At 59.9% G+C, this 17,988-nt stretch carries 19 protein-coding genes; 12 read left to right on the forward strand and 7 right to left on the reverse strand.

The window, feature by feature from the left end; translation table 11 throughout:
- The 6 genes from NYP16_RS08660 (at position 1) to NYP16_RS08685 (ending at position 6,900) form a co-directional block, all read left to right on the forward strand.
- A complete protein-coding gene (locus NYP16_RS08660) occupies positions 1 to 1,686 on the forward strand; it encodes a long-chain-fatty-acid--CoA ligase (RefSeq protein WP_274943733.1) in 1,686 nt (561 codons plus the stop codon).
- 131 nt (positions 1,687 to 1,817) lie between these two features.
- Positions 1,818 to 2,063 (forward strand): exodeoxyribonuclease VII small subunit, encoded by a 246-nt coding sequence (locus NYP16_RS08665; RefSeq protein WP_274943734.1) that lies wholly within the window; start codon positions 1,818 to 1,820, stop codon positions 2,061 to 2,063.
- A complete protein-coding gene (locus NYP16_RS08670) occupies positions 2,060 to 2,965 on the forward strand; it encodes a polyprenyl synthetase family protein (RefSeq protein ID WP_274943735.1) in 906 nt (301 codons plus the stop codon). Before NYP16_RS08665 ends, NYP16_RS08670 begins: the two co-directional genes overlap by 4 nt.
- A 55-nt stretch (positions 2,966 to 3,020) precedes the next feature.
- Complete coding sequence (dxs, locus tag NYP16_RS08675) at positions 3,021 to 4,934, forward strand: 1-deoxy-D-xylulose-5-phosphate synthase (RefSeq protein WP_346742511.1); 1,914 nt, start codon at positions 3,021 to 3,023, stop codon at positions 4,932 to 4,934.
- Between the two features lie 15 nt (positions 4,935 to 4,949).
- On the forward strand, positions 4,950 to 5,687 hold the full coding sequence (locus tag NYP16_RS08680; RefSeq protein WP_274943737.1) for a TlyA family RNA methyltransferase: 738 nt from the start codon (positions 4,950 to 4,952) through the stop codon (positions 5,685 to 5,687).
- Positions 5,680 to 6,900, forward strand: a complete 1,221-nt coding sequence (locus NYP16_RS08685; RefSeq protein ID WP_274943738.1) for a class I SAM-dependent RNA methyltransferase — start codon at positions 5,680 to 5,682, stop codon at positions 6,898 to 6,900. The genes NYP16_RS08680 and NYP16_RS08685 overlap by 8 nt, the downstream gene beginning before the upstream one ends.
- A 719-nt stretch (positions 6,901 to 7,619) precedes the next feature.
- On the opposite strand, the gene aroC is transcribed toward NYP16_RS08685, so the two are convergent.
- The 5 genes from aroC to NYP16_RS08710 all read right to left on the reverse strand — a co-directional run bounded on the left by aroC (position 7,620) and on the right by NYP16_RS08710 (position 12,033).
- Complete coding sequence (gene aroC / locus NYP16_RS08690) at positions 7,620 to 8,693, reverse strand: chorismate synthase (protein WP_274943739.1); 1,074 nt, start codon at positions 8,691 to 8,693, stop codon at positions 7,620 to 7,622.
- Complete coding sequence (fabI, locus tag NYP16_RS08695; RefSeq protein WP_274943740.1) at positions 8,693 to 9,517, reverse strand: enoyl-ACP reductase FabI; 825 nt, start codon at positions 9,515 to 9,517, stop codon at positions 8,693 to 8,695. The genes aroC and fabI overlap by 1 nt, the downstream gene beginning before the upstream one ends.
- A gap of 108 nt (positions 9,518 to 9,625) precedes the next feature.
- Positions 9,626 to 10,486: a YihY/virulence factor BrkB family protein gene (locus tag NYP16_RS08700; protein WP_274943741.1), complete on the reverse strand. Its 861-nt coding sequence runs from the start codon at positions 10,484 to 10,486 to the stop codon at positions 9,626 to 9,628.
- 113 nt (positions 10,487 to 10,599) lie between these two features.
- Complete coding sequence (locus NYP16_RS08705) at positions 10,600 to 11,538, reverse strand: J domain-containing protein (protein ID WP_274943742.1); 939 nt, start codon at positions 11,536 to 11,538, stop codon at positions 10,600 to 10,602.
- Positions 11,539 to 11,553: 15 nt separating this feature from the next.
- Positions 11,554 to 12,033, reverse strand: coding sequence for an RT0821/Lpp0805 family surface protein (locus NYP16_RS08710; protein ID WP_274943743.1), 480 nt, complete (start codon positions 12,031 to 12,033; stop codon positions 11,554 to 11,556).
- 107 nt (positions 12,034 to 12,140) lie between these two features.
- Here NYP16_RS08710 and pdxH point away from each other — a divergent pair, with 107 nt between their 5' ends.
- The 4 genes from pdxH to NYP16_RS08730 are packed head-to-tail and all read left to right on the forward strand — an operon-like array spanning position 12,141 to position 14,769.
- Positions 12,141 to 12,728 (forward strand): pyridoxamine 5'-phosphate oxidase, encoded by a 588-nt coding sequence (gene pdxH, locus NYP16_RS08715; RefSeq protein ID WP_274943744.1) that lies wholly within the window; start codon positions 12,141 to 12,143, stop codon positions 12,726 to 12,728.
- 11 nt (positions 12,729 to 12,739) lie between these two features.
- The gene (locus tag NYP16_RS08720) at positions 12,740 to 13,681 is read left to right on the forward strand and encodes a cation diffusion facilitator family transporter (protein WP_274943745.1); all 942 of its coding nucleotides are present in this window, start codon (positions 12,740 to 12,742) and stop codon (positions 13,679 to 13,681) included.
- Positions 13,678 to 14,028 (forward strand): ArsC family reductase, encoded by a 351-nt coding sequence (locus NYP16_RS08725; protein ID WP_274943746.1) that lies wholly within the window; start codon positions 13,678 to 13,680, stop codon positions 14,026 to 14,028. The genes NYP16_RS08720 and NYP16_RS08725 overlap by 4 nt, the downstream gene beginning before the upstream one ends.
- Positions 14,029 to 14,031: 3 nt before the next feature.
- Positions 14,032 to 14,769, forward strand: a complete 738-nt coding sequence (locus NYP16_RS08730) for an SDR family NAD(P)-dependent oxidoreductase (RefSeq protein WP_274943747.1) — start codon at positions 14,032 to 14,034, stop codon at positions 14,767 to 14,769.
- 5 nt (positions 14,770 to 14,774) lie between these two features.
- Here NYP16_RS08730 and NYP16_RS08735 read toward each other — a convergent pair whose 3' ends face one another.
- Positions 14,775 to 15,023 (reverse strand): DUF6868 family protein, encoded by a 249-nt coding sequence (locus NYP16_RS08735; RefSeq protein ID WP_274943748.1) that lies wholly within the window; start codon positions 15,021 to 15,023, stop codon positions 14,775 to 14,777.
- 33 nt (positions 15,024 to 15,056) lie between these two features.
- Entirely contained in the window at positions 15,057 to 16,346 is a 1,290-nt protein-coding gene (locus NYP16_RS08740; protein ID WP_274943749.1) for a cystathionine gamma-synthase family protein, read from the reverse strand.
- A gap of 130 nt (positions 16,347 to 16,476) precedes the next feature.
- On the opposite strand from NYP16_RS08740, the gene NYP16_RS08745 reads away from it, so the two are divergent.
- Together NYP16_RS08745 and NYP16_RS08750 are read left to right on the forward strand one after the other, a co-directional pair.
- Entirely contained in the window at positions 16,477 to 16,959 is a 483-nt protein-coding gene (locus NYP16_RS08745) for an Lrp/AsnC family transcriptional regulator (RefSeq protein ID WP_274943750.1), read from the forward strand.
- Between the two features lie 86 nt (positions 16,960 to 17,045).
- Entirely contained in the window at positions 17,046 to 17,816 is a 771-nt protein-coding gene (locus NYP16_RS08750; RefSeq protein ID WP_274943751.1) for a TetR/AcrR family transcriptional regulator, read from the forward strand.
- Positions 17,817 to 17,988: the final 172 nt, after the last annotated feature.

The raw sequence follows: 17,988 nt of genomic DNA on the forward strand, positions 1-17,988 counted from the left end.
ATGGTAGAGCGTCCCTGGTTGACTCATTATCCAGAGGGTATCGATTGGAATTTCGATATTGCGCCCAAGCCGCTTTATGCGTTGCTCGATGACGCGGCGGAGCTTTACCCGCAAAATACGGCGCTCGATTTCTATGGCCGGCGCTACAGCTATGCCGAGCTTAAGAGCCTGACCGACAAGGCGGCCGCCGGGTTCCAGAACCTCGGGGTGGGGGCTGGCAGCAAGGTCGGGCTGTTCCTGCCGAACGTGCCTCATTATGTGATCGCCTATTACGCAATTCTGAAGGCTGGCGGTACGGTGGTGAATTTCAGCCCACTCTATTCCGAGCGCGAATTGCTGGATCAGGTGGCGGATTCGGGCGTCGAGATGATGGTAACGCTCGATCTTGAGGCGCTCTATCCGAAGATGCTGAGCGTCCTGAAACAAAGCAGCCTCAAGCGGATCATCGTCGGCACCTTTCCCGAGGTCCTGCCCTGGCCGAAGAACTGGCTGTTCCCGATCTTTAAGCGCTCCGAGGTGGCGAAAACCGAATGGGACAGCCGTCACGAACATTTCCACAGGCTTTTTGAGGCCGGGAGCACCTACAAGCCGCTCAGCTTTGACCCGCGGCAGCAGGTGGCGGTGCTGCAATATACCGGCGGCACCACCGGCACGCCCAAGGGGGCCATGCTGTCCCACGCCAATCTCTATGTGAATGCGCTTCAAAGCAAACTCTGGTTTTCCGGCGTGCGTCTGGGCGAGGAACGGATTCTCGCCGTGTTGCCGTTTTTCCATGTGTTCGCCATGACCGGCGTGCTCAATATGGGCATCGCGGTGGGCGGGGAGCTTCTGATGCTGCCGCGCTTTGAGCTTGAGGCGGTGATGAAGCTCATTGCCAAGGAACGGCCAAGCCTGATGGCCGGGGTGCCGACCATGTATCGCGCCTTTCTCAATCATCCGCTCGCGGCTCAGGGTGCGCTCAAATCCTTGCGGCTTTGCATCTCGGGCGGCGCGCCCTTGCCGGTCGAACTCAAAAAAACCTTCGAGGAAACCTCGGGCTGCAAACTGTTCGAGGGCTATGGCCTGACCGAATCCTCCCCGGTGGCCGCTGCCAACCCCGTCATCGGCTCGAACAAGCCGGGCTCCATCGGTCAGCCGGTTCCGGGCACCGATATCCTCATCGTCGACCGCGAGAACCCGATGAAGGAGATGCCCCTCGGGGAAATCGGCGAAATCGCCATCTCGGGGCCGCAGGTCATGCTCGGCTACTGGAACCGGCCCGAGGCGACGGCCGAGACGGTCGTGAACGGCCGTTTGCTCACCGGCGATCTCGGCTATATGGACGCCGAGGGCTATACCTTCATCATCGACCGCGAAAAGGATCTTATTCTGGTCAGCGGTTACAATGTCTTCCCGCGCCATATCGAGGAAGTGCTCTATGAGCATCCGGCGGTGGCCGAAGCCATCGTCATCGGCGTGCCCGATACCTACCGTGGTGAAGCTCCGAAGGCCTTCGTGACCCTGAAGCCCGGCAATGAGGGGCTGACGGCTGAAGCCCTGTTGATCTTCCTGCGCGAGCGGCTCGGCAAGCATGAAATCCCGCGCGAGGTCGAGTTCCGCGACAGCCTGCCGAAGACCATGGTTGGCAAATTGTCCAAAAAGGAACTGATCGCCGAGGAAAAAGCCAAACTGGCGGCCAAGACCTAAAACCTCCTCACTTGACCGGACTGGCGGCTCTGGGTTATGCCGGGCCACCTCTGGCACCTTCCTGTGAAGGGGGGTAGACTCGGATTGGCGGGATAGCGAATGGAGACGCGGCAATGATTCAGGGAGGCACCATGGAGCTGCCCGACGACATCCGGAACATGAGCTTTGAAGAAGCTCTGGCGGCGCTTGAGGGCATCGTTCAGAAGCTGGAAAAAGGTCAGGTGCCGCTTGAGGAATCAATCGAGATCTACACTCGTGGCACCTATCTCCGGCAGCATTGCGACGCCAAGCTGAAAGACGCCGAGGCGCGCATCCGCAAGATCACCGTGAGCAGCACGGGCGAGCTTGGAGCCGAGCCGCTGGACGTGGGGCAATGACCAGCGTCACGGATCTCTATCCGGTGCAAAGCGCACTGGCTGAGGTCGCGCGCGAGGTTGAAAAGAAAATCGACCGCCTGCTGCCACCTGTCCAGGGTCCGGAAGGACGGGTCATTGAGGCCATGCGTTATGGGACGCTTGGTGGCGGCAAGCGCATCCGGCCCTTTCTGGTGGTGGCGAGCGCCGATCTTTTCGGCGTCGCACGCACCTGCTCGCTGCGGGTCGCGGCGGCCATTGAAATGGTGCACAGCTACTCGCTGATCCATGACGATCTGCCCTGCATGGATGATGACGATCTGCGGCGCGGTCAGCCGACGGTGCACCGGAAATATGACGAAGCGACGGCGGTTCTGGCTGGCGATGCTCTGCTGACCTTCGGCTTCGAGGTTCTGAGCGGCGAGGAGACCCATGCGGACCCGCGGGTGCGGTTGGATCTGGTGAGCGGTCTGGCCATGGCTGTCGGGTCAAACGGCATGGTCGGTGGTCAGATGATCGATCTGCAGGCCTCTGGCCTCAATCTTGATGTGCAGGGCATTACTCGGCTGCAGCATATGAAAACCGGGGCGCTCCTGTCCTATTCCGCCGAGGCCGGAGCGATTCTCGGCCGCGCGGCGCAGGACAAACGTCTGGCCCTCAAAGGCTATGCTCAAAATCTCGGTCTGGCGTTTCAGATTGCTGACGATCTCCTTGACATCGAAGGCGATGAGGCCAGCATGGGAAAGGCTATCGGCAAGGATGCCGAGGCCGGGAAAGCGACCTTGGTCGGAGCGTTAGGGGTAGAGCGGGCGCGGTTGCAGGCCGAGATGCTGATCGCCCAGGCGATCGAACATCTTGAAACATTTGGTGAGCAAGCGACGCTTTTGCGTAATATCGCGCGTTTTGTTATAAACCGCAGCACATGAGACTGAGCGCCCCGGTCCTAGCCGGAAGCGCCTTATGCGAGGACAGAATTTGACGATCGGATCAGACACCCCGCTGTTGGACGGCATTCATCTGCCGTGTGATCTCCGCAAGCTGAAGCCTGAGCAATTGCAAAAGGTTGCGGATGAGGTGCGGGCTGACATGATCAATGCTGTCTCGGTGACCGGCGGTCATCTCGGGGCTGGTCTTGGTGTCGTTGAGCTGACGGTGGCGCTCCATTACGTGTTTGACACGCCGAAAGATAAAATCATCTGGGATGTGGGCCATCAGGCCTATCCGCATAAAATTCTCACCGGCCGCCGTGACCGCATGCGCACGATCCGGCAGGCTGAGGGGCTTTCAGGCTTCACCAAGCGGGGCGAGAGCGAATATGACCCGTTCGGCGCGGCGCATAGCTCGACCTCCATTTCGGCCGGTCTCGGCATGGCGGTGGCGCGGGATCTGCGCGGCGGCGATGAAAAGGTCGTTGCGGTTATCGGCGACGGCGCCATGAGCGCGGGCATGGCCTATGAAGCCATGAACAATGCCGGTCATCTGAAATCGCGGCTGATCGTCATCCTCAATGACAATGACATGTCCATCGCCCCGCCGGTCGGGGCCATGAGCGCCTATCTGGCCCGGCTGCTGTCGTCGCGTTCGTTCTTCGGCTTCCGTGGTGTGGCCAAGCAACTGATGTCGCGCCTGCCGAAGGGTGTCGGCCGCACCGCGAAAAAGGCCGAAGAATTCGCTCGTGGGATGGCCACCGGCGGCACGCTATTTGAAGAACTCGGGTTCTATTATGTCGGCCCCATCGACGGCCATAATATGGATCATCTGCTGCCGGTGCTGGAAAATGTCCGCGATGCCGAGCGCGGCCCAATTCTTGTCCATGTGGTGACGAAGAAGGGCAAGGGCTATGCCCCGGCCGAAGCCGCCGCCGATAAATATCATGGCGTCAGCAAGTTCAATGTGGTGACCGGGGCCCAGGCCAAATCGACCGCCGCCACCCCAAGCTATACCAAGGTCTTCGCCGACGCCCTGATCGACGAAGCCAGACGCGATGACAAGATCGTTGCCATCACGGCGGCCATGCCGTCGGGCACCGGGCTTGATAAATTCGCGGCGGAGTTCCCGTCGCGGACGTTCGATGTAGGCATCGCTGAACAGCATGCGGTGACCTTCGCCGCCGGTCTTGCCACCGAAGGCTACAAGCCCTTCGCCGCCATTTATTCGACCTTCCTTCAGCGCGCCTATGATCAGGTGGTGCATGACGTGGCGATCCAGTGCCTGCCGGTGCGCTTTGCCATCGACCGCGCCGGTCTCGTGGGCGCTGACGGTCCGACCCATGCCGGGTCGTTCGATGTGACCTATCTGGCAAGCCTGCCGAATTTCGTCGTCATGGCGGCGGCCGACGAGGCCGAGCTTGTGCATATGGTCGCCACCTGTGCGGCGATCAACGACCGCCCGTCCGCCGTCCGCTACCCGCGCGGGGAAGGCATCGGCGTTGAGATGCCAGTACACGGCCAGCCGCTTGAGATCGGCAAGGGCCGCATCATGCGCGAGGGCACCCGGGTTGCGATCCTCAGCCTCGGCACCCGCCTGCAGGAATGCCTGAAGGCCGCTGACGAGCTCGGCGAACGTGGGGTCTCGGTCACCGTGGCCGACGCCCGTTTCGCCAAGCCCATCGACGAGGACCTGATCCGCCGTCTCGCCCATAATCACGAGCTTCTGATCACCATCGAAGAAAACGCCATTGGCGGCTTCGCGGCGCAGGTCATGACCTTCCTTGCCCGGGAAGGCATACTAGATGGCGGGCTCAAATACCGTCCCATGATGCTGCCGGATCTCTTTATCGATCAGGACAGCCCGCAGAAAATGTATGATCTGGCCGGTCTCAACGCGGCGCAGATTGTTGGCGAAACGCTGACGACCCTCCGTCACAATGACGTCAAACCAGCCCAGACAGCCTGATCGGATCCATAACCTTTGGTCAAAATTCGTGCCGATCAATTGCTGGTGGATCGCGGGCTTGCGGAAAGCCGCAGCCGGGCCCAGGCCCTGATCCTTGCCGGTCTCGCCTATGTGGGCGACCGCAAGGTGGCCAAGGCAGGTGACATGCTGGCCGCCGACGCGGCGCTGATCCTCAAGGGCAAGGATCACCCCTGGGTCAGCCGGGGCGGGCTCAAGCTCGATCATGCCATTCGTGAGTTCACACTCGATTTCCACGACGCCGTGGTCCTGGATGTGGGGGCTTCGACCGGCGGCTTTACCGATGTGGCGCTCAGCCATGGCGCGCGCCGGGTCTATGCCGTCGATGTGGGCCATGGTCAGCTCGCCTGGAAACTGCGCGAAGATTCGCGGGTTATCGTGCTAGAACGTACCAACGCGCGCAATCTTACATCCGCACTTGTGCCGGAGCCGGTCAATTACGTGGTCTGCGACGCAAGCTTCATTGGTCTTGAAACCGTGCTGCCCGCGCCCTTGTCGCTGGTTGCACCGGGGGCGCATCTCGTCGCCCTGATCAAGCCGCAGTTCGAAGTCGGCAAGGGCCGGGTCGGCAAGGGCGGCGTGGTTCGCGACCCTGCTCTGCATGAGGAGGTTTGCGCGCGCATCCGCGACTGGCTCGGGTCTTTGCCCGGCTGGAGCGTACTTGGCATTACGGAAAGCCCAATAACGGGCCCCGAAGGCAATATTGAATTTTTGATTGTAGCAAAACATGACTGAATTTCTAATCGAGCGTCTCGGCGCGCAAGGCGATGGCATTGCGGAAACGGAAGCGGGCCCGGTGTTCCTGCCCTTCACCCTGCCGGGGGAGCGGGTCGAGGCGCAGATGCGCGGCGACCGCGCGGTCCTTGAACGCGTCCTCAGCCCAAGCCCCGAGCGCGTGGAGCCGCCCTGTCCGCATTTCGGCGTCTGCGGGGGCTGTTCGCTCCAGCATATGTCAGCGGCGAGCTATGCCGTCTGGAAACGCCAGATCCTCATCGACACCCTGGCCCATCGCGGCTTCAGCGATCTGCCGGTGGCCGAGGCGATCATCAGCGCCCCGGGCAGCCGTCGCCGCGCCGGGTTGAAGGCCGAACGCCTCAAAGACAAGGTGATCCTCGGCTTTTCCGAACGGCAGTCGCATCGTCTGGTGGATGTGACAAGCTGTCCGGTGCTGCGGCCGGAAATCGTGGCCTTTCTCGGGCCATTGCGGGCGTTCCTGCGCAGCGCCATGAAGGCCAAAGCCGAAATCACGGTGACGCTGAGCGATCGCGGGCTTGATGTGGCGCTATCCGGCGTGATTCTGAAAACCATGCAGGACCGCATGCGCTTTGCTGATTTTGCCGAATCCGCGGATCTCGCCCGCCTCACGGTGGATGGAGAAACGGTGCTTGAACGCCGTGTGCCTATGGTGACCTTCGGCGATGTGCCGGTGCCATTGCCCTCAAACGCGTTTCTGCAAGCAACCAAGGACGGGGAAGCCGCTCTCCAGGCCTCGATTGCCGAGGCACTGGCTGGCGCTACGAAGGTCGTCGATCTTTTTGCCGGTCTCGGCACCTTCAGCTTTCCGCTTGCGGCTACGGCGGCTGTGCATGCGGTCGAGGGCGACGCGCAGATGGTCGCAGCCTTCACCCGGGCCGCAGGCGCGCGCAAGCTCGTGAAAGTCACGGCCGAGACACGGGATCTCTTCCGCAATCCGCTGCGGGTTAATGAATTCAAAGGCGTGGATGCGGTGGTGATGGACCCGCCACGGGCCGGAGCGCAGGCTCAGACGGAGATGCTGGCGCAGGCCCGTGTGCCGCGCCTTGCGTTAGTTTCCTGCAACCCTGGCAGCTTTGCTCGGGATGCGCGTGTGCTTGTTGATGTCGGCTATGAGATTGACTGGATCCGTCCCGTAGACCAGTTCCTGTGGTCTCCGCATCTCGAGCTCGTCGCTTCCTTCGTCCTCCGCTGAGGGCAGGCGCGGCACTGTCATCAGGGTCGAGACGACGCCGATGACAGTCTGGCTTTGCGGGGCGGTGACGGCGACGCTGACCCACATGGGGGCGTTGTCGCCGCGCGCTGACGGCGTGAGGATCAGGCGGTGGGGACCGATCAAAAAAGCCTGCTCCCACAGCGCCTCGGAGCTGAGCTGATAATCCTGCGGCAAGTCAGAGGCGGCAACGACCAGTCCGCGCATATCGGTCACATAAAGCGGCCCGGCTTTTATCTGCTGCTTTTTTAACGTCTCAGCCGGGGCTCCGGTCATCACAGCGGTGATCAGCGGCCGGTCCTTGATCAGCCGCTCCCCATGCCAGATCGCCCGCAAGGCATCGATCTCACCGACAGTCATGGCTTGATAACGCTCGTTCTGGGCATGGATGGCGGCGGCGACTTCCGGGCTTGCCGCAATGGCTTCGAGATTTTTCAGAACCTGGTCTTGCAAGGCTGGGATATCGATCAAGCGTGCGGGGTCAGCGCGGGCAGGGCTGCCCACGGTGCCACAAAGCATCAACAGGATCGCAAGTTCACGCCGCATCTTTCACTCACAGACGAATCGAGGCGTTAATTCTGGAGGGGTGACGTTAGTAATTGGTTAAGATTTGGAAAAACAGCGCAGAGCGGCTCCCAGCCTGAGGTTCAGGATGGGAATAGAACTATGATGAGGGCTAAACTGGGGGGATTGTTAACGAATCAGCGACCAGTTTGCGCACGATGACGCAGCAGATGATCAGCCAACACGGCGGCCATCATGGCTTCACCCACGGGCACGGCACGAATGCCGACGCAGGGGTCATGGCGGCCCTTGGTCACGACGTCGACTTCATTGCCCTGAGCATCGATGCTGCGCACAGGCGTTAGGATGGAGGAGGTCGGCTTGACGGCGAAACGGACGATCAGATCCTGCCCTGACGAAATGCCACCCAGCACGCCGCCCGCATGATTGGCGAGGAATACGGGCTTGCCGTCTATGCCCATGCGGATTTCATCGGCATTTTCCGTGCCGCGCGCGGCGGCGCTTGCAAAGCCGTCGCCGATTTCGACCGCTTTGACAGCATTGATGCTCATCATGGCGGCGGCGAGATCAGCGTCGAGCTTGCCGTAAATCGGCGCGCCCCAGCCGGCGGGCACGCCCGAGGCGACGACTTCAATGATCGCGCCCACGGAATCGCCATCCTTGCGGATGCTGTCGAGATAGTCTTCCCATTTGGCGGCCATTTCGGCATCGGGACACCAGAAGGGATTCTGTTCGGTGACGTCCCAGTTCCAGCGGCTGCGGTCGATAGCATGGGGCCCGACCTGCACCAGCGCGCCACGAATGGTCACGCCGCTCAGAACCTTGCGGGCAAGCGCCCCGGCAGCCACCCGGGCTGCGGTTTCCCGCGCCGAGGAGCGCCCGCCGCCGCGATGATCGCGCAGGCCGTATTTGGCGATATAGGTATAGTCGGCATGTCCCGGGCGGAATTTATCGACAATCTCGCCATAGTCCTTGGACCGCTGATCGGTGTTTTCGATCATCAGGCTCACCGGCGTGCCGGTGGTGCGCCCGTCAAAAACCCCGGACAGGATTTTCACCGCGTCCGGCTCGCGCCTTTGGGTGGTGAAGCGGGACTGGCCGGGTTTGCGGCGGTCAAGCCAGGTCTGGATCTCGGGCTCGCTGATGGCCAGACCCGGCGGCATGCCGTCGACCACGCAGCCAAGCGCCGGCCCGTGGCTTTCGCCCCAGGTGGTGACACGGAACAGATGGCCGTAGGTATTGTGCGACATTAGCCTTCCGAGGGAGCAACGTTGATATCAGGGGCGTCTTCAAGCTTCATGCCGATGACGTTATAGCCTGAGTCCACATGATGGATTTCGCCGGTGACGCCGCTCGACAGGTCGCTGAAGAAGTAAACGGCCGAGCCGCCAACTTCATCGATGGACACGTTGCGACGCAGCGGCGCGTTATATTCGTTCCATTTGAGAATATAGCGGAAATCGCCAATGCCCGAAGCGGCCAATGTCTTGATCGGACCGGCCGAGATGGCATTGACGCGGATGCGGTCACGACCAAGATCCTTCGCCATATATTTGACGCTGACTTCAAGCGCGGCCTTGGCGACGCCCATGACATTGTAATGGGGCATCACGCGTTCGGCGCCCACATAGGTCAGGGTCAGCAGGCTGCCGCCATCGGTCATCAGCTTTTCCGCACGCTGAGCCACAGCGGTGAAGGAATAGCAGGACACATTCATCGACAGCAGGAAATTGTCGAGCGAGGTGTCCACATAACGGCCCTTCAGTTCCTCCTTATCGGAGAAGGCGATGGCATGGAGCACGAAATCAAGCTTGCCCCAGCGCTTGCCGATTTCCGCGAAGGCAGCGTCGATGGAGGCCAGATCGGTCACATCGCAGGGAACCACAAGGTCGGAATCGAGTGAGGCCGCAAGCGGACGGACGCGCTTTTCAAGCGCATCACCGGCATAGGTGAAGGCAAGTTCAGCCCCGGCAGCCCGTGCCTGTTTTGCCACGCCCCAAGCTATGGAGCGTTCATTGGCAAGGCCCATGATGAGGCCCTTTTTCCCGGCCAAAAGTCCCGAACCAGACGTCATTCGGTCTATCCCTTTCGTATTCCGTCAAAAACTGGCATTCCGGCGCAAACATGACGTTTTTGCGGACTGCTTTATATTCCGCGCATCCTACACCAAAGCTAGGGGGAATCAATCAGCGGAGACACCATCCGCTGTATTTTGCCGCCGTTTGGCGACCAAGGCATTCATTTCAGCGCCCAGCAGGAAAGCAACATTCAGCAGGTAGAAAAATACAAGCGTCGCAATCGCCCCGGCCAGACTGCCATAGGTGATGTTGTAATTGGCAAAGTTTTTGAGATAGATCGAAAATCCGGCCCCGATCAGAATCCACAACACCAGCGTGAGCAGCGCGCCCCGCGTCACCGCAACATAGCGGCCCTGAAACTTCGGTCTGAGAGCAAAATAAAGAGAGACCAGGGCCAGATAGAGCAGCGTTAGGCTGAAGCCGTAGCGCAAGCTGTTGGCAAGCCAGGACCAATCCGCCCACATGGGCATGATATTGATGATTTCGTCAAAGATCAGGGGCCCGAGCACAAAGACCGAAAAGCCGAGGGTCATGGCCACCGCGCCAAATATCACCAGCCCGATGCTGTGCAGCTGGCGCAGCCAGAAGGCTGGCGGTTTGGTGGTTTCAAAGGCGCGGTCGATGGCGAGGCTGGCCGCCCCGATGGCCGAGGAGGCCACCCAGACCGCTCCCGCCAATCCAAGCGTTAAGGCGCCGCCCTGGCTGGTTGCGACGATCTGCGACACCGGCTGCTCGATAACCAATTGGATATCCGGCGGCAGGGTGTCGAGCATCATGACAATGAATTGCGCCCCATTGGTCGTGTTGCCAAAAACGCCAGCCAAAGCCACCAGAATGATCAGGAACGGAAACAGCCCAAGCACGGTCAGATAGGCAAGATACCCGGCCATGACCAACCCATCATGGCGCAGGAAACGTACGACGGCGTTATAAAGATCACTCACCAGCGGTAAACGAAGAAGCATGGTCATCCCTTGTGAGTGTGGTGCGAGCGTGGTCTTTTTAACATGTCATCCCCACGCGAAACTGTCACCCCATCCCGCTTGGACAGGGGCGGTTCAGCCCAGTATGGCAGTCCTTATTTAAGACCGTCGCGGACGCTATAGGGATGCTTATGGGCCCAGCCTTCAATGGCCGCCCGCAGGTCCTCGTCAACCTGATCGGGCAAAATAATCTCAAGCCGGACATATTGATCGCCATGATGTCCAGCGGCGTTTTCGACGCCCCGGGCCTTGAGGCGCAAGGTCTTGCCGGTGTTGCTGCCGGGCGGGATGGTCAGATTGACGCTGCCGCTGATGGTCGGGACGGTCACCTTGCCCCCGAGCACCGCCTCCCCAAGGGTAATAGGAAGGGCCAGGTGAATATCGTCGCCCTCGCGTCGGAACAGGGGGTGGGGATTGATCTTGACCTCGATCAGGGCATCGCCGTTTGCGCCGCCATTGCTGCCGGGCGCACCCTGGGCTTTCAAACGGATCTGCTGGCCTTCCTTGACGTCTTTGGGGATTTTAACGGCCAGCGTCTTGCCGTTTTCAAGGGTGATCTGTTTTTTCGTGCCATGGACGGCATCGAGGAAATCGATCATCACTTCGTAAATACGGTCAAGACCCCGTTCCGGCACCGGCCCGCGACCGCGACGGCCGCCACCTCTGCCGCCACGGAGGCCGCTGAAAATATCGGCAAAGATATCTTCGGCATCAAAAGCGAAACCGCCACCGTCGCCGCCCGCGCTTTGCCATTGCTGCTGGCTGCGGCGGCCACCTTGACCGGCGTTCTGAAATCCGGAAAACCCGCGATCATTGCCGTTTTCGTCAATTTCGCCACGGTCATAGCGCCCGCGTGCCTTCTCGTCGCCGAGGATGGCATAGGCGGCGGAGACCTCCTTGAATCGATCCGAGACTTTTTCGTTCCCGGGATTGACGTCGGGATGGAGGGTCTTGGCCAGCTTGCGATAGGCTTTCTTGATGTCAGCGCCCGACGCTGAGCGCGCTACGCCAAGAATGCTATATGGGTCTTTCATGCGAACTTATACATCCTAACCGTTGACGATCCGCCAGGAGCCATCCGATTCCTGGCACGCGGTGCGGTAGCCGGTCTGGGTCTGACCCTTGCTGTTGACGGTTTCCTGATATTCGCGGCAGAGCCGCCCTTTGCTGTCGCGATAGCTCGGCTGCGGGGTCACCGACCCGGTGCTGCCGCTTTCGGAGTTGGTCCAGCGCGAGGTTTTCCCAGCGGGAGAGGAATTGAGCGCGGTCTGGGTCGACTGCTCCATGGACTTGCGATCACGGTCATCAAGCGATTTGCCGATTTCACCGCCGATATAGGCACCGGCAAGCGCCCCGACAATGGTCGCCACCGTGCCACCCACGATGGCGGTGCCTGCGACCGCGCCCACGGCGGCCCCGGCCACGACACCCGTGGTGGTGTTGCTGATCATGGGTTTCGAGCCGTTTTCAGCGCAGGCGGTAACAGTCAGGGAAAGTGCGGTGATGAGCAGAACAGCCTTGTTTGACATACATGTAATTCCGGTTGGGGTTGTCACATAAGCCTACTATATATTGCCCATGAGCGGTTCAACAACTCTCGTACCGCAATCTTGTCATATGAAGTGGTGCAAAACGCATGACGGATGGTTCGCTTTCTCCCTTTGATCTCTTTGGTGACTGGTTCGCTGAAGCTGAGGCATCCGAGCCGAACGAACCGACTGCCATGGCGCTGGCCACCGCGACCGCCGATGGCCGTCCGTCGGTTCGCATGGTGCTCCTGAAGAAATGGGACGACCGGGGGTTTGTGTTTTACACCAATCTTGAAAGCCGCAAGGGCCAGGAGATTGCCGAAAATCCGCATGCTGCCCTTTGTTTCCATTGGAAATCACTGCGCAAGCAGATCCGGATCGAGGGGCCGCTTAGGCCAGTCCCTCCTGAAGAAGCCGACGCTTATTTCGCGAGCCGGGCTCGGGACAGCCGCATCGGTGCCTGGGCATCGCAACAATCGCGGCCGATGGAGGGCATGTTCCGGCTTGAACGCGAGGTGGCCAAATATGCCGCCAAGTTCGGGCTTGGCGAGATCCCGCGTCCGCCCTTCTGGTCGGGTTTCCGTCTGGTTCCGGAGCGCATCGAGTTCTGGCATGATCGCCAGTTCCGCCTGCATGACCGGCAGTTGTTTGAACGTGAGGGCGACAGCTGGACCGTTACGCAGCTGTTCCCTTGATCGAGGCGGTTATGACGCAAGAAAAATCACTCAGCTTTGACCAGAAGGGTGCCGAGATGCGCCGGGTCACCCGGACATCCGTGGTGGTGGCACTTGTTCTTGTGGCCATCAAAAGCTTTGCCTGGGTCTATACGGGGTCGGTGGCCTTGCTCGGGTCTTTGCTCGACTCGTTTCTCGATGCCTTCGCCTCGGGGGTGACGTTGCTCGCCATTACCCATGCGATTACGCCCGCCGACCGGGAGCATCGCTTCGGCCATGGCAAGGCGGAGGCGATCGCCGGGCTTTTGCAGGCAGCGATCATTTCCGTATCGGCGCTTTATCTTTTTGTTCAGTCGATCCAGCGCTTCATCACCCCGGTCACGCCAACCAACAGCAGCGCAGGCATCATTGTCGTCGTGATTTCGATTGCCTTGACGGCCTGGCTTGTGCGCTATCAGCGCCGGGTGGTGGAGCGCACGGGGTCGCTCGCCGTCAGCTCCGACAGTCTGCATTACGTCGGCGACGTGATGATGAATGCCGGGATCCTTGTGTCCCTGATGCTGGTCGAGTTCGGCGTCGGGGCTTATGCTGACGCGGTGATGGGGGTGATCATCGCCGGCATTCTCGGGAAAAGCGTCTGGTCCATTGCGAGCAACGCCTTTGATATGCTGATGGATCGCGAAATGGCCGATGAAGAGCGTGCGCGCATCAAGGAGGTCGTGCTTGCCCATCCGGAGGTCCAGGGGCTTCACGATCTGCGCACGCGTACGTCAGGCCTGATAAGCTTCATTCAATTTCATGTAGAGCTTGATCCGACCCTCAGCCTGATGCGCGCACATCAGATTTCAGATGCGGTGCAGGGCAACCTGTCGCGCGCGTTTCCCGACGCGGATATCATTATACATACCGATCCGGGCTATGATGGGCCCGGACCTGAGGCCAAAGACAAAAAGACTGCGGAGGACATGATATGATCAAGGTTTATGGCATTCCCAATTGCGATACGGTGAAAAAGGCCCGCAACTGGCTGGATGGTTTTAAGATTGATTATCAATTTCATGATTACCGCAAGGATGGTATAAGCACGGATATGGTCACTGCCTGGGCTGCTGAGCTTGGTTTCGAAGCGCTTCTCAATCGGCGCGGTACGACCTGGCGCGGGTTACCGGACAGTGACAAGGCGGATGTTGATAGCCTGAAGGCGGTTGCTTTGATGGTGGCGCATCCGGCGCTCATCAAACGGCCGCTGTTCGATACGGGTGCCGAGCGATATGTAGGCTTTGGCGCGGATGTACAAGCGCGATTGCGCGAAAGGACCTGAGGCATGGAGAACGACCGGAAAACGCTGGTGTTGACAGGGGCGAGCCGGGGCATCGGACATGCCACGGTAAAGCGCTTTTCAAGTGCGGGCTGGCGGGTGATTGCCTGCTCGCGCCATGCTTTCCCCGAGGATTGCCCCTGGCAGGCCGGGCCCGAGGACCATGTGCAGGTCGATCTTGGCGACCCCGAAGACCGCGTGCGCGGGATCGAGGAAATTCGCCGTCGCCTCAATGGCGGGCCTTTGCATGCGCTGGTGAACAATGCGGGCATTTCACCGAAAGGTGAGGGTGGAAGCCGCCTGAATACGCTCAACACCCCGGAAGAAGACTGGCGCAAGGTGTTCGAAGTTAATTTCTTCGCCCCCGTCGTGCTGGCGCGCGGGCTGTTCGAGGAACTGAAGCAGGTTCAGGGTTCGATCGTCAATGTGACCTCGATCGCCGGTGGTCGCGTGCATCCCTTCGCGGGGTCGGCCTATGCGACGTCCAAGGCGGCGCTCGCGTCCCTCACACGGGAAATGGCGGCGGATCTTGGGCCTTATGGCATTCGGGTCAACGCCATCGCGCCGGGTGAAATCGATACGGCGATCCTGTCGCCCGGCACCGATAAAATCGTGGCCGAAATCCCCATGCGCCGTTTAGGCAAGCCCGAGGAAGTCGCACGCACGATCTATTATCTCTGCACCGACCAATCAGCCTATGTGACCGGCTCGGAAATCCACATCAACGGCGGTCAGCATGTCTAGGGCGCTCACCGCCAGGGCATAAGCTGCAGCACCACATAGGGCACAAGGTTCAGGAGCAGAATCCCGATCTTGTACACCGCCATGGCGCCGTAATGGATGGCGTCAAATTGACCCCGTGTCATCTGGAACCAACGGCTATGCAGCCGCTCCAGTCCATCATGGACGCAGAGGAAGACCAGAAACCACAAAACCAGAATGACGTAATTGAGGATCGTGCAGCAGAGCAGGAAATGACTGAGTTCAGGTAAAGTCATGCAAATCTCCTCTCAGGGCATCTTGGAGATAGTTTACACCTTGGCCAGTGCCTGTTCGAGATCGACCAGCAGATCGGCCGGATTTTCGATGCCGATGGACAGTCGGATCAGCGCCGGGGTAATGCCTGTGCGCAGCAGATTTTCGGGTGACAGGTCCGAATGCGTCATGGTCGCCGGATGGGAGGCGAGGCTTTCGGTGCCGCCGAGGGACACCGCAAGCTTGATCAGGGTGAGGCTGTCGAGAAACCGGAACGCCTCCGCCTCGCCGCCTGCAATCTCAAAGGAAAAGGTCGAGCCTGCCGCGCCATTGCATTGGCGGGCGAACAGCTGTCCCTGGGCGCTTTTCGGGTCGAGCCGGTCGAGTGCATGGACCGCGGTCACCTTGGGATGACGGCCAAGCCGGTCGGCGACGACGCGGGCATTGTCGGCGGCCCGGGTCATGCGCAGGCTGAGCGTCTCAAGACTGCGCATCAGCAGCCAGCCGGTATGCGGGTCACACATGGTGCCAAGAATGGTGCGGAAGCCGCGCACCAGCGTGATCAGCTCCGCCGATCCAAGGGCCGCTCCGGCGATCACGTCGCTGTGTCCGCCGACATATTTGGTCAGCGAATAGAGCACGATGTCCGCGCCATGTTTCAAGGGATGCTGCCACAGCGGCCCGAGGTAGGTGTTGTCCACCATAATGACGGCGCGCGTGCCGGTGCGGGCCAGGGCGGCGTCGCGCACGGTGGCACAGGCGGCGATATCAGCCAGTTTGTTGGTGGGGTTGGCCGGGGTCTCCAGATAAATGACGCGCACCGGACCCATGTCTTCCGCCTGCCGCATCCGGGCCTCGATCTCGTCGCCGCTCGCGTCGGCTGGGAAGCCTACATAATGAATGCCGAACTGCGGTAGGATTTTATGCAGCAGAAAATCGCTGCCACCATAAATGGGTTCGCTATGCATCACCACGTCGCCCGGTCTCAGAAAGCTTAGAAGGCTGGTGGTGATGGCCGCCATGCCGCTTGAGAACACCAGGCCGTCCTGGGCATCGTCCCACAGCGTCAGCCGGTCTTCGAGAATTTCAAGATCGGGATTGTTGATGCGCGAATAGATCATGCCGGGATCTTCGGCCGGGCCGCGCTGGCGCTTGCCATAGGCGAGTTCGAAAAAACTTTTCCCCGCCGCTGCATTCTCGAACACAAAGGTCGAGGTCTGAAACAGCGGCGCCTTGATCGCCCCCTCCGAGAATTTCGGATCATAGCCATAGCTCATCATCAGCGTCTCGGGATGCAGCGGGTGATTGCCGAGGGTGCGATGATGATAGGATTTGGTGAGTTTCATGGACGGATGCTCCTGAACAAGATCTTGTGAAAAGAATACTCAGGAAACCCGGAATTAAATTCCAATGATGGATAGTATAGCGTATATCATGGGTATTATTTTCCATATTTAAAGATAATTTGAGGTAATCATGTCGTTTTCGTTGGAGCGTGGCGACCTTGCTATCCTCAATGCCTTGCAGGATGACGCCGACAAACCCATGGCGGAGATTGCGGAACTGGCGGGATTGTCGCTGTCCACATGCTGGCGGCGGGTGAAGCTCTTGAAGGAAGCGGGGATCATTCGCAAGACGGTAGCGCTGATTGATGCCCGGGCTGCGGGCTTATCCTTCGCTGTGGAGACCTCGGTCACGCTCAAGGAGCATGGCCAGAAAAACCGCCGCCAGTTCGAAGAATTCGCCGAGCGCCGCCCCGAAATCATGGAATGCCGTCATCTGACCGGGCAGCGCGATTACCAGTTGCGTATCGTCACCCCGGATCTTGCCGCCTACGAACATTTCCTCACCTCGGTGCTGCTGGAGCAGCCCTCGGTGAGCGCGGTGGTCTCCAACATCGTGCTGCGCGAGGTCAAGGCCACAACGGCCTTGCCGTTGGATCTGTTGCGGCGCAGCTGAGATTTCGTCTTGTGCGCGGGATTTTCGTCTGCAATAAATATTCAACGATCATTTAAAAATTGTTTAACGCAAGGCGGGTGCGACGCATGGTTCAGAAAGAGCAGGCGGATAAGAAACTGGCGGTAAAACGCCGGGCGGGCCGGTCCAAGGCGGGTGGGGAGCTGACCAAGGACCGCATACTCGACGCTGCTGAAGCGCTGTTTGCAGAGGGCGGCTATGACGGGGTTTCGCTTCGTCAGATCACGCAGCAGGCAGGCGTCGACCTCGCCTTGGCCAATTATCATTTCGAGACCAAGGAAAATCTGTTCCGCGAAGTGCTGCGGCGACGTGTCGATGTGTTGAATGGCGACCGGCTGCGCCATCTCGATGAGGCGCGCATTGCCGCCAAAGGGCAATCTCCGACCATTGCGGCGCTGATCGATGTGATGGTCGCCCCGATCATCAAACGTGTGCGCAGCGATCCGGGCTGGCGCAATTACTGCCGCCTGATCGCCCATTCCGATATCAATCCGAAGCATGTGCAACTGATCAGCGAGCTGATCGATCCGACTTTCAGCCATGTCATCAGTGCCATGCGGATGGCTTTGCCGGGGATCGATGACGCCGATCTTTACTGGGGCATTTATTATCTGCTCGGGGCGTTTCTGGTGACCTTTTCCGAAAGTGGGCGAATCGATCTTTATTCACGCGGTCATTGCACGTCGGCCGATCTTGAAGCCGGTTATCGGCGCATGGTTCCCTTCATGGCGGCGGGCTTTGAAAGCATGCTGCGTGAGCGGGCGGCGGCGCCGAAAGCGGCTTTGGACAAGGGATCTGACAGGCCCAAGCCAGCACAACGCAAACTGCTGCACGGCTGAGCTGGCACGGAGTTATTTTCTCAATTGACAAGATTACAACGATCGTTGATTATTTTGACATCGACTGTTTAACAATAATAACAGGGATACTGCGCACTGCCGCTTGGGAACGGCAAGGGCGTATCGGGGTTTAAAGCTTCTGCTGACATAACCGGCGTCTCGCCGGATTGAC

The sequence above is a fragment of the Govania unica genome (genome assembly GCF_027920805.1).
Classification (GTDB): Bacteria; Pseudomonadota; Alphaproteobacteria; order Sphingomonadales; family Govanellaceae; genus Govanella; species Govanella unica.

Coding starts and splice junctions, on each gene's coding strand:
- NYP16_RS08685 (WP_274943738.1), top strand. CDS start 5,680: ATGACTGAATTTCTAATCGAGCGTCTCGGCGCGCAAGGCGATGGCATT.
- NYP16_RS08705 (WP_274943742.1), bottom strand. CDS start 11,538: ATGAAAGACCCATATAGCATTCTTGGCGTAGCGCGCTCAGCGTCGGGC.
- NYP16_RS08665 (WP_274943734.1), top strand. CDS start 1,818: ATGGAGCTGCCCGACGACATCCGGAACATGAGCTTTGAAGAAGCTCTG.
- NYP16_RS08700 (WP_274943741.1), bottom strand. CDS start 10,486: ATGCTTCTTCGTTTACCGCTGGTGAGTGATCTTTATAACGCCGTCGTA.
- pdxH (WP_274943744.1), top strand. CDS start 12,141: ATGACGGATGGTTCGCTTTCTCCCTTTGATCTCTTTGGTGACTGGTTC.
- NYP16_RS08720 (WP_274943745.1), top strand. CDS start 12,740: ATGACGCAAGAAAAATCACTCAGCTTTGACCAGAAGGGTGCCGAGATG.
- NYP16_RS08740 (WP_274943749.1), bottom strand. CDS start 16,346: ATGAAACTCACCAAATCCTATCATCATCGCACCCTCGGCAATCACCCG.
- NYP16_RS08725 (WP_274943746.1), top strand. CDS start 13,678: ATGATCAAGGTTTATGGCATTCCCAATTGCGATACGGTGAAAAAGGCC.
- NYP16_RS08670 (WP_274943735.1), top strand. CDS start 2,060: ATGACCAGCGTCACGGATCTCTATCCGGTGCAAAGCGCACTGGCTGAG.
- fabI (WP_274943740.1), bottom strand. CDS start 9,517: ATGACGTCTGGTTCGGGACTTTTGGCCGGGAAAAAGGGCCTCATCATG.
- NYP16_RS08710 (WP_274943743.1), bottom strand. CDS start 12,033: ATGTCAAACAAGGCTGTTCTGCTCATCACCGCACTTTCCCTGACTGTT.
- NYP16_RS08745 (WP_274943750.1), top strand. CDS start 16,477: ATGTCGTTTTCGTTGGAGCGTGGCGACCTTGCTATCCTCAATGCCTTG.
- NYP16_RS08660 (WP_274943733.1), top strand. CDS start 1: ATGGTAGAGCGTCCCTGGTTGACTCATTATCCAGAGGGTATCGATTGG.
- NYP16_RS08735 (WP_274943748.1), bottom strand. CDS start 15,023: ATGACTTTACCTGAACTCAGTCATTTCCTGCTCTGCTGCACGATCCTC.
- NYP16_RS08730 (WP_274943747.1), top strand. CDS start 14,032: ATGGAGAACGACCGGAAAACGCTGGTGTTGACAGGGGCGAGCCGGGGC.
- NYP16_RS08750 (WP_274943751.1), top strand. CDS start 17,046: ATGGTTCAGAAAGAGCAGGCGGATAAGAAACTGGCGGTAAAACGCCGG.
- aroC (WP_274943739.1), bottom strand. CDS start 8,693: ATGTCGCACAATACCTACGGCCATCTGTTCCGTGTCACCACCTGGGGC.